Annotated in this window: 15 protein-coding genes; 10 read left to right on the forward strand and 5 right to left on the reverse strand. The window is 67.9% G+C overall.

Annotated features, from left to right (window positions below):
* Nucleotides 1–47 precede the first annotated feature (47 nt).
* Complete coding sequence (locus H521_RS0119580) at nt 48–887, reverse strand: helix-turn-helix transcriptional regulator (RefSeq protein ID WP_026482511.1); 840 nt, start codon at nt 885–887, stop codon at nt 48–50.
* A gap of 180 nt (nt 888–1067) precedes the next feature.
* On the opposite strand from H521_RS0119580, the gene H521_RS0119585 reads away from it, so the two are divergent.
* From H521_RS0119585 to H521_RS24540, 9 genes are all read left to right on the forward strand, one after another.
* Nucleotides 1068–2012, forward strand: a complete 945-nt coding sequence (locus tag H521_RS0119585) for an SDR family oxidoreductase (RefSeq protein ID WP_022894706.1) — start codon at nt 1068–1070, stop codon at nt 2010–2012.
* 91 nt (nt 2013–2103) lie between these two features.
* Nucleotides 2104–2682 carry an isochorismatase family protein gene (locus tag H521_RS0119590; protein ID WP_022894707.1) on the forward strand — a complete coding sequence of 193 codons (579 nt, stop codon included), beginning with the start codon at nt 2104–2106 and terminating at the stop codon, nt 2680–2682.
* 90 nt (nt 2683–2772) lie between these two features.
* Nucleotides 2773–3333, forward strand: coding sequence for a metallophosphoesterase family protein (locus H521_RS24530; RefSeq protein ID WP_022894708.1), 561 nt, complete (start codon nt 2773–2775; stop codon nt 3331–3333).
* The gene (locus H521_RS0119600; protein WP_022894709.1) at nt 3326–3937 is read left to right on the forward strand and encodes a uracil-DNA glycosylase family protein; all 612 of its coding nucleotides are present in this window, start codon (nt 3326–3328) and stop codon (nt 3935–3937) included. Before H521_RS24530 ends, H521_RS0119600 begins: the two co-directional genes overlap by 8 nt.
* Before the next feature lie 206 nt (nt 3938–4143).
* Nucleotides 4144–5058, forward strand: a complete 915-nt coding sequence (gene phnD, locus H521_RS0119605; protein WP_022894710.1) for a phosphate/phosphite/phosphonate ABC transporter substrate-binding protein — start codon at nt 4144–4146, stop codon at nt 5056–5058.
* Between the two features lie 14 nt (nt 5059–5072).
* On the forward strand, nt 5073–5909 hold the full coding sequence (locus H521_RS24535) for a phosphonate ABC transporter ATP-binding protein (RefSeq protein ID WP_022894711.1): 837 nt from the start codon (nt 5073–5075) through the stop codon (nt 5907–5909).
* A gap of 76 nt (nt 5910–5985) precedes the next feature.
* Nucleotides 5986–6738: a phosphonate ABC transporter, permease protein PhnE gene (gene phnE, locus H521_RS0119615; protein ID WP_040425108.1), complete on the forward strand. Its 753-nt coding sequence runs from the start codon at nt 5986–5988 to the stop codon at nt 6736–6738.
* A complete protein-coding gene (locus tag H521_RS0119620; RefSeq protein WP_022894713.1) occupies nt 6735–7544 on the forward strand; it encodes a tyrosine-protein phosphatase in 810 nt (269 codons plus the stop codon). The genes phnE and H521_RS0119620 overlap by 4 nt, the downstream gene beginning before the upstream one ends.
* Nucleotides 7541–8212, forward strand: coding sequence for a TetR/AcrR family transcriptional regulator (locus tag H521_RS24540; RefSeq protein WP_022894714.1), 672 nt, complete (start codon nt 7541–7543; stop codon nt 8210–8212). The genes H521_RS0119620 and H521_RS24540 overlap by 4 nt, the downstream gene beginning before the upstream one ends.
* Here the strand turns inward: H521_RS24540 and H521_RS0119630 are convergent.
* Nucleotides 8187–8786 carry a dihydrofolate reductase family protein gene (locus tag H521_RS0119630; protein WP_022894715.1) on the reverse strand — a complete coding sequence of 200 codons (600 nt, stop codon included), beginning with the start codon at nt 8784–8786 and terminating at the stop codon, nt 8187–8189. The genes H521_RS24540 and H521_RS0119630 overlap by 26 nt on opposite strands.
* 93 nt (nt 8787–8879) lie before the next feature.
* On the opposite strand from H521_RS0119630, the gene H521_RS0119635 reads away from it, so the two are divergent.
* The gene (locus H521_RS0119635; protein WP_022894716.1) at nt 8880–9374 is read left to right on the forward strand and encodes a winged helix-turn-helix transcriptional regulator; all 495 of its coding nucleotides are present in this window, start codon (nt 8880–8882) and stop codon (nt 9372–9374) included.
* 214 nt (nt 9375–9588) lie between these two features.
* On the opposite strand, the gene H521_RS0119645 is transcribed toward H521_RS0119635, so the two are convergent.
* The 3 genes from H521_RS0119645 to H521_RS0119655 form a co-directional block, all read right to left on the reverse strand.
* Complete coding sequence (locus H521_RS0119645) at nt 9589–10221, reverse strand: superoxide dismutase (RefSeq protein ID WP_022894717.1); 633 nt, start codon at nt 10219–10221, stop codon at nt 9589–9591.
* Between the two features lie 69 nt (nt 10222–10290).
* The gene (locus tag H521_RS0119650; protein ID WP_022894718.1) at nt 10291–10812 is read right to left on the reverse strand and encodes a flavin reductase family protein; all 522 of its coding nucleotides are present in this window, start codon (nt 10810–10812) and stop codon (nt 10291–10293) included.
* A partial coding sequence (locus H521_RS0119655) for a 4Fe-4S dicluster domain-containing protein (RefSeq protein ID WP_022894719.1) occupies nt 10809–11066 on the reverse strand: 258 nt, incomplete at its 5' end. The genes H521_RS0119655 and H521_RS0119650, both read right to left, overlap by 4 nt.

The raw sequence follows: 11066 nt of genomic DNA on the forward strand, positions 1-11066 counted from the left end.
TATCGACGGCACCGAGCCAGTTCGGAGAGCGGCGACGATGATGGCCGCTAGTGAAGCGCTTGCGTTCCGATGATGGAGAGCAACGGCAGCTTGTCGTGACTCTCGCTGCCGGGAATGGCGGTGTAGACGAGCAGCCAGTGTGACTGGTCCGGGTCGAGCAGTCGCTGACACGTCAGCTCCAGCGCGCCGACTTCCGGGTGGATGAAGTGCTTGACGTCGTGGGGGCGTATTCCGATCTCGTGGTCTTCCCACACCCGTCGGAACTCGTCGCTGCGGGCGAGGAGCAACTCGGCGAGGTGCGCGGCTCGAGAGTCCTGGCCACGGATGGTGACGATCTCGCGCAGCCCTGAGGCGTACATCCGACTGAGGAACTGGTGTTCTTCAGGCGCGTAGAGTCGCCGGGCAGCTGAGTCGGTGAACCAGCGGAATCCCGCGCTGCGGGCTGGCCCGGTGAATTGAGTCGTGTCGCCCGTGAGCGCCACGCCCATCGGAGTCTGCCGCAGGGTCTCACCGAGCTCCGTGACGATCTCTGCAGGGGTGTCGTGGAGGCGATCGAGGATGCGCAGCAGGCCGGGGCTGATGTGCTCGCTGACTGCGCCACGCGTGGGTGGGTTGTGCCCGGCAAGCCGGAACAGGTGGTCACGCTCGTCGAGGGTGAGGTGGAGCCCCTGCGAGATGGAGGCGATCATCTGCGCGGATGGCTGGGGTCCACGCTCCTGCTCGATCCGCGAGTAGTAATCGGTCGACATGTGGCAGAGCGAGGCCACCTCCTCTCGCCGGAGGCCGCTCGTCCTGCGGCGTTGTCCGCGGGGGAGGCCGACGTCTTCGGGTTGCAGCGACTCGCGGCGGCGGCGAAGGAATTCCGCCAGTCCGGTCCTGTCGATCAGCATGCCTGCCTCCTTCGGTGCTGCTTCATTCTTACCGCCCGCGGGCCTGTGCATCCACGGCTCACCGATCCCCCCTTCGGCCGAAGCGTGGCCTTCCGTATCAGGGGATCGAGCGGCCCTGAATAACTTCGCCGCCCTCCCCGAGGGTGGAGGAAACGCACGACTATCGGGAGTGAATTCATGCCACGAAAGAACATCGACATCACCGTCCCCGACCTCTCAGGGAAGCGAGCCGTCGTCACCGGCGCCAGCGACGGGATGGGGCTGGGAATGGCCGCACGACTGGCCGCAGCCGGCGCGGAGGTGATGATGGCCGTGCGCAATCGACGCAAGGGTGAGGCTGCGATCGCCAAGATCAGGCAGTCGGCTCCTGGCGCCGACGTGTCGCTCCGTGACCTCGACCTGTCCTCGTTGGACTCCGTCGCCGCCCTCGGCGAGACTCTCCGGGTCGAGGGTCGGCCGATCCATATCCTCATCAACAACGCCGGCGTCATGACGCCGCCCGACCGGCAGACGACCACCGACGGGTTCGAGCTCCAATTCGGCTCCAACCACCTCGGTCACTTCGCCCTCGTCGCTCATCTGCTGCCGCTCCTCAAGGCCGGTCGGGCACGCGTGACCTCGCAGGTCAGCATCGCGGCAAGACGAGGCGCCATCAATTGGGACGACCTGAATTGGGAACGCTCCTACGACGGAATGAGCGCCTACAGCCAGTCGAAGATCGCATTCGGGCTCTTCGGGCTCGAGCTGGAGCGGCGCAGCACGACCCACGGATGGGGCATCACCAGCAACCTGTCGCATCCCGGGGTCGCTCCGACGAATCTGCTCGCCGCGCGCCCTGAACTCGGCCGCGTCGAGGAGACGCCGGGCCGAAGACTCATCCGCGCCCTCTCCACCCGCGGCGTCCTCCTCGGCACGGTCGAGACCGCGAAGCTTCCCGCGCTCATGGCGGCCACCGACCCGACATCCAAGCCCGGCGCCCTCTACGGCCCTCGAGGCCTCGGGCAGCTCGGCGGTCCGCCCGCCGAGCAGCGGGTGTACGCGCCATTGCGCAGCGCTGCCGACGCTCAGCGCATCTGGAGGGTCTCCGAGCAGCTGACCGCCGCGACCTTCCCGACCAACTGACACCTAGAACTGGAATGCGTGACCGGAACGCTCGGGTCGTTGGCGGCATGATGCCTTTCGGAGCGGCTGAACGTGCCGCGAGGATGGACCCATGACACATCCATCCGACACCGCCTTGCTCGTCATCGATGCCCAGGAGTCGTTCCGCGCGCGAGCAGACGACTGGAAGGCGACGGCGAATCCTCGAGTGCTCGCCAACATCGCTCGACTCGTCGACCACGCGCGCTCGGCCGGTGACGCGATCGTGTGGGTGACGCACGCGGATCCGGGCACGGGCAGCGTCTTCGACCCGACGCGCGGTCTCGTTCGAGTCGTCTCGGAGTTCGAGCCGGCCGACGGGGAACCGCAGGTGACGAAGACATCGATCAACGCGTTCACGACGACCAACCTGCAGCAGCAGTTGATGCAGCTCGGCATTCGTCGAGTAGTGATCTGTGGCATCCGCACCGATCAGTGCTGCGAAACCACGGCCCGGGTGGCGAGCGACCTCGGGTTCGACGTCGAGTTCGTCACCGATGCGACGACGACGTCCGACATCCCGGCGGGGGAGTCGTATGCCGCGGTCTCGGGCGAGGACCTCATGCGACGTACCGAGAGCGTGCTCGCGGCGCGAGGTTTCGCGACGATCGCGACGACGGCCGAGCGAGTGGGAGCGTCAGCGGCGGCGTGACGCAGGGCCGTCCAGGGGACCGCGCGGCCTGCGAACGGCATCGTGCCCTGCCGTCAGCATCGCGCATCGTTTGAAGAGCATGATGGAGCAATGCCGACGTCACTCGTGATCCTGGCCGATACTCACGTTCCGAAACGTGCACGCGACCTGCCGCCCGAGGTATGGGCGGCGATCGAGCTCGCCGACGTGACCATCCACGCCGGCGACTGGGTCGAGGTGAGCCTGCTCGACGAGATCGAGCAGCGGTCTCGTCGGGTGATCGGAGTTGTCGGCAACAATGACGGCGACGCCCTCCGCGCCCGCCTCCCCGAGGTCGCCTCGGCGACGATCGACGGCGTGCGCTTCGCAGTCGTGCATGAGACGGGGCAGGCCGTCGGGCGCGAACGCAGGTTGGATGCGGCGTTCGCTGGTGTCGATGTGCTCGTGTTCGGGCACAGCCACATTCCCTGGGACACCGTGTCGCCCGCGGGGATGCGCGTGCTGAACCCCGGTTCACCCACCGACCGGCGACGGCAGCCGAAGGCCACCTTCATGACGGCGGTGGCCGACGCCGGCGGACTTCACGACATTCGCCTCATCGAGCTCGACCCGGGGTGGCGGGCCGAACGTCGCGCTCCGGCACCGGCATGGCTGGGCGACGCCGGTGACTGACGACTTCGCCGTGCTCCGCGCCCAGGTCGCCGCCGACCCTGAGAACGCCGCGATGACGGACATCGGCTGGGCGCCGGTATTCTCTGGATCTTCGACCGCGCGTGTTGCGATCGTCGGTCAGGCACCCGGCCGGCGGGCACAGGAGTCCGGGACGCCGTTCGATGATGCGAGCGGCGACCGGTTGGTGCGATGGCTCGGGGTGAGCCGTGAGGAGTTCCACGATCCGGCGAAGTTCGCCATCGTCCCGATGGACTTCTACTTTCCGGGCAAGGGCACGTCGGGCGACGCACCGCCGAGGCCGTCGTTCGCGCCGCGGTGGCATCCGCTCGTCTTCGAGATGCTCACCGAGGTGCGTCTGACGATCCTCGTCGGCGCGTATGCGCAGCGACACTACCTCGGAAACCGTCGACGTGCGAGCCTCACCGAGACGGTTCGGGCGTACCGCGACTACCTGCCGGAGATCATGCCCATCGTCCATCCGTCGGGCCTGAACGCGAGGTGGCTCGCTGCGAACCCGTGGTTCGAGGCCGAGGTGGTTCCCGAACTCCGGGGGCTGGTCATGCGGGCCATCACGACGACCGTGCGAGATCAGCCCGCAAGCTGACGGCGGCCGGAACCTGCGGCTTGGTCCCTCCAGCCACGTCATGTGGCGCAGGCGTCGCCATCGACGTCACTCGCTGTTCACCCGCCATTCGATTCCAGGTACGGCGGTCTCGTAATTCGCGGCCACTTCGATCGGGTGAGATTTCGATATCGCCAGTCGCGATATCCCGTCGGGCACATCCGACTCACTCCCCGAAAGGAACGCCCATGCGCGCCCGCGCCCTTCCCGCTCTCGGACTTCTCGCCCTCGGCGCCGTCGCTCTCGCCGGCTGCTCCAGCACCGAATCAGAGGCCGCTGCGGCCTCGGACCCAGATGCCCCCATCACCTTCGCGACGACACCGCTTGGCGACGACCCGACCGCCCAGAATCCGATCGAGGCGTTCGCCGAGCTCATCACCGCCGAGACCGGTCGCGAGGTCGAGATCGTCGACGTGCCCGACTACACGGCCGTCGTGGAGGCCATCCGCAACCACCACGTCGACATCGGCTTCATGAGCGGATTCCCCTCCGCCCTCGCCGTCAACACGGGCGAAGTCGATGCGCTCGTCGCCTGGCCGGGGAACGACGAACCGGTGTCGACCTGCCTCGTACTCGACGGGTCGTCGCTGCACTCGCTCGACGACGTCACGACCGAGACGGTCGTCGCCTTCGCCGACCCGGCGTCGAGCTCGGGATACTTCATGCCCGTGTCAATGCTCCACGACGCCGGCCTCGAGCAGGACGCCGATTACACCCCGATGTTCTCGGGCGGCCACGACATGAGCTTCATCGCGCTGAAGGAGGGGCAAGTGGATGTCGCGTGCACGTCGACGATCTTCCCGACCATGGTCGGCACCGACATGTTCCCCTTCGCCGAGGGCGAGACGCGTTCCATCGGGGAGAGCGACTCGATGCCGGTAGCCGTGACGGTGCTCGCCGACCAGTTGATCGCCGAGGACAAGCGCGAGCTGCTGCTCGAGGCGCTGCCGAACGTCTTCGTCGAGGAGAACGCCGAGGCCCTCGGGGCGATGTTCGAGGCCATGCAGGGCACCGGGCCGATCCTCGAGCCGGATGCCAAGATCTTCCAGCCCTTCGTCGACATCGCGGCCATCGCGGATGTCGACATCTCGGATCTCGGCTGAAGCGGCGGCGAGTCATGACCATTCCCGCAACCCAGCACGCGCGGCCACTCTCGGCGGCCGAGCTGCAGCCACAGCTGCCGCTCGTCTCGGTGCGTGATCTGAAGGTCGCGTACGGCGGCGGGCCGCTCGTGCTCGACGGCGTCGATCTCGATCTCTTTCCCGGCGAGATGGTGGCACTGCTCGGCTCGTCAGGTTCCGGTAAATCGACGCTCATGAAGAGCCTCACCGGCTTCGCGCCGATCAGCGGCGGCTCAGCCAGAGTCGGCGGGTACGACCTGACGAACCTGCGTCGCGGCCAATTGCGCGACGTGCGCGCCTCCGTGGGTCAGGTGTTCCAGCAGTTCAACCTCGTCGGACGCCTCAGCGTGCTGACGAATGTGCTCACCGGGGCGTTGCACGAGGCAGGCCCCATCAACGTCGTCGGCGGCTTCTCGACGGCGCACCGCAAGCGGGCGCTCGAGTTGCTCGATCGGGTGGGCATCGCGCACAAGGCCAAGGAGCCGGCTCGGTCGCTCTCAGGCGGGCAGCAACAGCGCGTCGCCATCGCTCGAGCCCTCATGCAGCGACCCAAACTGATCCTCGCCGACGAGCCCGTGGCCTCGCTCGATCCGAAGATGTCGCGCTCGGTCCTCGAACTGCTGCATGCGATCGCGCGCGACGACGGCATTCCCGTGCTCGTGAGCCTGCACGTCATGCCGTTGGCGCTCGAGCACTCCGATCGCATCGTCGGCCTCCGGCACGGCGAGATGCTCGTCTCCGCCCCGACCAGTCAGCTCGATGCGGCGGCCCTCGACGTCGTCTACCAGCACGACGACGAGGAGGGGGAAGGCGTTGTCGACGACCTCGCCTGATCGCGCCGGCCGGAAAGCGCCCCCGCCGCCGCAACTCGACCCTCGTGAACGCGAGCGCCTGGAGCGTGCGTTCAACGTGCCGCGCGCGCGTTTCCTCCTCGGCATACCGGTCGTCGCGCTGCTTCTCGTCTGGTCGTTCGTCGGCGCCGAGTTCAACTTCGCGAAACTCGGCGAGGGCGCCGTGAACATGGGGGAGTTCCTCTCGCGGCTCTTCCCTCCGACCTGGGACAAGTTCGACACGATCGTGGCGCTGCTCATCGAGACCCTGCAGATGGCCATCGTCGGTACGGTGCTCGGCGCCGTGCTGTCACTCGTCGTCGCGTTCGGGGCCGCCTCGAACATCGCGCCGAAGTGGCTCTACTACCCGACCCGCTGGGTGATGAACATCATCCGGTCGCTGCCCGATCTCGTTTTCGCGCTCATGTTCGTCTCGGCCGTCGGGCTCGGGCCGTTCGCCGGCATCCTCGCGATGACGATCGGTTCGATCGGTTCCATCGGCAAGATCTTCGCCGAGGCCATGGAGGCCGTCGACGTGGGCCCCGTCACCGCCATGCAGGCGGTCGGCGCTTCGAAGCGCCAAGTCGTGCAGTACGGCATCCTGCCGCAATCAGCGCCGATGCTCGTCTCGTATACGCTCCTGCTCTTCGAGGGCAACGTGCGTGGCGCGACCATCCTCGGCATGGTCGGCGCCGGCGGCATCGGCCTCGAGCTCACCACCGCCATGAAGATGTACGACTACGGGCACCTCAGCGCGATCGTCATCTGCATCATCGTGCTCGTCACGGTCATCGACCAGGCGAGCGCCGTCATCCGAAGGAGAATCACATGACCATCGCCGAAGCCACTCCGGCTCCCACTCCCGTGGCGGCTCCCGCGCTCGCCGCGATCCCGCTCAGCGCACCGGTCAACCTGCGCGACCTCGTCGGCATCCCGATGACGGGCGGCGTCGTTCGCGAAGGCTTCGCGATTCGTGCCGACGATCTCTCGACCGTCACCGAAGCGATCGCCGACCAGCTCGTCGCAGCCGGCCTGAGCGCGGTCGTCGACCTGCGCTCGGCCGATGAGGTGCTGCTCACCGGGCGAGGCCCGTTCGCGGCTCGCACGACAGTGAATTACCACCACGTGCCGTTCATGACCGACCTCGGGCAGGCAGCCGACGGCGACCCGCTGGATCAACGCTCGTTCGGCCGGATGTACGTGCGCATGTTCGAGAACGCCGCCCCGCAGATCGTCACGGCGCTGGCGATCATCGCGCATGCTCCGGGTGCGGTGGCCTTCCACTGCGCTGCAGGGCAGGATCGCACGGGCGTGCTCGCGGCGTCCCTGCTGCTCGTGCTCGGCGCAGACCGCGTCGACATCCTCGCCGACTACGCCCGCACGGGTGCGAACTCGGCAGCCATCCACGAGCGCATCGCCCCCGTCATCGCGCCCTTGATGGCGAAGTTCGGGTTCGACCTCGACCAAGCTGCGCGTGGCGCGGCTCGAGTGGAGTTCTCCGATGCGCCCATGCGAGCGCTGCTCGACGAGCTCGGCCGGGATGCCGCCGACCCCCTGGCGTCGCTACGCAATGCCGGCCTCACCGACGGGCTGATCGCCCGACTGCGTGAGCGGGCGGTCGCCGAGGCATCCGCGTGACGACGGTCGATGCGGGGCGGCCCCGGCCGGCGGTCGAGCGCCGTGGCCCGGGCCGCCCGCGCTCGATCGGTCACGACGGGCGGATCATCGAGGCGGCCGTCGAGCTCATCGAGCGCGGTGAGGAGGTCACGGTCAGCCGCGTCGTCGACATCAGCGGCGTCAGTCGCGCGGCGATCTATCGTCGTTGGCCGAGCATGACCGATCTCGTGGCCGCCGCGCTCGACCAGGGGCGCACCCCGTACGCCATACCGCTCGGCGGTGACCTGCTGGAGAACGTGCTCGCGGTGTTCACCGCCTCTGCCGACTCAACCCGGGCCACCTACTCGGAGGAGCGGTTCCGATTGAGGTTGAAGCTCGCGATGACCGATCGCAAACTCGCCCAGGCGTATTGGCGCTCGCATGTGGCGCGTCGTCGCACTGGCATGGTCGCGGTGCTTCAGGAGGGGATGGCGCGAGGCGAGCTGCGCCCAGACCTCGATCTCGACGCCTGCATCGACCTCATCAATGGCGTCTTCTACTATCAGTTCGTCGTGCGCGGAGTCTCGTTCGACGATTCCGATGCCATCGTGCGCTGTCGGGAGGCGATACGTGTCGCGTGGCGCGGCATGTCGGCCGAACACGCAGTCGAGCAGTTCGAGCGGGCTACGATCGCACCGGCCGGTAGGTGATGTGCGTCACGAGTGACGCCGCACGCACCGAGATCCGCTCGAGCGGCTGCGCCGGTACGCCGTCGAAGACCCGCTCACCTGCGCCGATGATGCACGCCGTGACGTGCAGCCGCAGCTCGTCGAGGAGGCCCGCGGCGAGATACTGGTTGACGGTCGTCGCCCCGCCGGCGATCGAGATGTTGCCGTCGCCCGCTGCGGCGCGCGCCTGCTCGAACGCCGAGTGGATGCCGTCGGTCACGAAGTGGAACGTGGTGCCGCCCTCCATCTCGATGGGGTCGTGCGCGAAGTGGGTGAGCACGAAGACCGGCCCGTGGTACGGCGGGTTCGGGCCCCACCACCCCCGCCAGTCGCGGTCCCACTCGCCGCGAACGGGGCCGAACATGTTGCGACCCATGATGGTCGCGCCCGAATCGAGGATCGCGTCGAGCTCGGCGCGGTTCTCGTCGGCGGTCTCGAACATCCAGCCGTGGAGCGCGTTCTCTTCGATGTCGCCGAACGGCGCCTCTTCTCGCTGGTTCACGCCGGTCGCGAAACCGTCGGCCGAAACCGCGAGGTCGCTGAACACCTTGCCCATGATGTATCTCCCTAACCAGTTGTAATTTGCAATTAGTTGGCAGGATAGCGTCAACTAGTTGTAGGCTGCAAGTGGTTTTTGGAGGTGGTGCGCATGAGCTTGGAGCATCGATCGGGCTGCCCGATCAACCTCGCACTCGAGGTGTTCGGCGACAAGTGGTCGCTCATCGTCATCCGCGACATCATGTTCGGCAATCGGCGCCATTTCAACGAGCTGTTGGCCGGCTCCGACGAGGGCATCGCCTCGAACGTGCTCGCCGACCGCCTGCAGCGCCTCGTCGGGCTGCACATGCTCTCTCGCGCACCCGACCCGAGCCACAAGCAGAAGGTGGTTTACAGCCTCACCGAGCCGGCAATCCAGCTCGTGCCCGTGCTGGCGCACCTCGGGGCCTGGGGCGTGCGGCATCTGCCGACGAGCAGGGAGCTCTCGGTGCGCGCCGAACTCCTCGAACGTGGCGGACCGGAGTTCTGGGATCGGTTCATGGATGAGCTGCGTGAGCAGCATCTCGGCATCCCGCGTCCGCTGGGGGTGCCGTCGGCCTTCGCCGAGCTGCGTGCCGCCTACGAAGCGGAACTCGCCCGCGCGTAGCGACCGAGTGGTCCGAGCGTCCGCCGTGTCGCGAGGTCGCGCGCCGTCCCGCGCTACTGGTTCAGTGCTCCGATCAGCGTGCCGACGGCGGTGGCGATGAGCAATGCGACGAGGCCGAACCGGCGCACCTGCACCGCGAGCAGCGCGTGCGAGAGGCGCCGGCGAGGTCGTCGCCGGCGCCTCGGCGCGCGAGGAGCTGGTGCGGGCTGCGTGCTCAGCCGGCGCTCGGAACGATGAGGCCGCTCGTCGCGGCGCGCGCTGCGGTGAAGCGGGCCTCGACGTCGGCCCAGTTCACGATCTCCCAGAAGGCCTTCACGTAGTCGGCTCGAACGTTGCGGTAGTCGAGGTAGTACGCGTGCTCCCACACGTCGAGCTGCAGCAACGGGATGACGCCGAGGGGCGCGTTGCCCTGCTGGTCGAACAGCTGGAAGATCACGGGCCGAGCGCCGACGCTGTCCCACGCGAGCACCGCCCAACCCGAGCCCTGAACGCCGAGGGCGGTCGCCGTGAAGTGCGCGCGGAACGCATCGAGCGAGCCGAAGCCGTCGTCGAGCGCCGCTGCCAGCTCGCCCTCGGGGGAGCCGCCGCCGTCGGGCGAGAGGTTCTTCCAGAAGACGCTGTGATTGATGTGGCCGCCGAGGTTGAAGGCGAGGTCCTTCTCGAGCTTGTTCACGTTCGCGAGGTTGCCGCTCTCGCGGGCCTCGGCGAGCTGCTCGAGCGCCGCGTTCGCCCCGGTCACGTAGGCCTGGTGGTGCTTGGAGTGGTGCAACTCCATGATCGTCGCCGAGATGTGCGGGGCGAGCGCGGAGTAGTCGTAGGGCAGCTCGGGCAAGGAGTAGACGGGCATGCGGTGTGCTTCCTTTCGATGGGATCGCTCGCGGATGGGAGCGACCGGGTCACAGGGCCGAGATCGATGTCAGAGCTCGGGGGCGTCGTGTTCGAATCGGTGGAATCGCCGGTCGCGGTACACGAGCGAGGGAGCGGGCGTTCCGAGGAACACCTCGAGCACCTCGGCGACGACGAGCGACGAGCCGCCGACCGGCACGGTCTGCACGATGCGGCAGCGAAGTGCGGCTCGCGCATCGTGGAGCACCGGCTCACCGCTCTCGAGCGTCGACCAGCCCTGCTCAGGCGTGAACCGGGGCTCGCCCGAGCGAGCGAACGCGCGGGCGACGTCGACGTGATGCGCGGAGAGGAGGTGCACCACGATCGTGTCCGCGGCGAGCAACCCGCCCGCCGAACCGGTCGCACGAGTCACCGAGAACGACAGGGCCGGCGGATCGGCCGAGACCGAGGCGACGCTCGACGCGGTGAGCCCGACGGGCCCGAGTTCCGTGCGGCCGGTGATCAGTGCGATGCCGGCCGGGTGCTCGCGGAAGGCGGCCTTGAATCCGTCGACGGCGACCACCGCGTTGCCCGCAGTGGCGGCATCCGTCATGAATGCGCTCCCTGCGCGGGCAGGACTGCGACGACGGGGTGGTCGAACCGGAGCATGCCGGTCTTCGCGGCGCCACCCGGTGAGCCGAGCGGCACAGCGCCGTCTGGGGAGAGTTCGAAGAACTCGACGTTGGCCTTGTAGTAGTCGGCCCACATTTCGGGAAGGTCGTCTTCGTAGTAGATCGCCTCGACGGGGCACACGGGCTCGCAGGCCCCGCAGTCGACGCACTCGTCGGGGTGGATGTAGAGCGAACG

The sequence above is a fragment of the Agromyces subbeticus DSM 16689 genome, assembly GCF_000421565.1.
In the GTDB taxonomy this organism is placed as follows: domain Bacteria; phylum Actinomycetota; class Actinomycetes; order Actinomycetales; family Microbacteriaceae; genus Agromyces; species Agromyces subbeticus.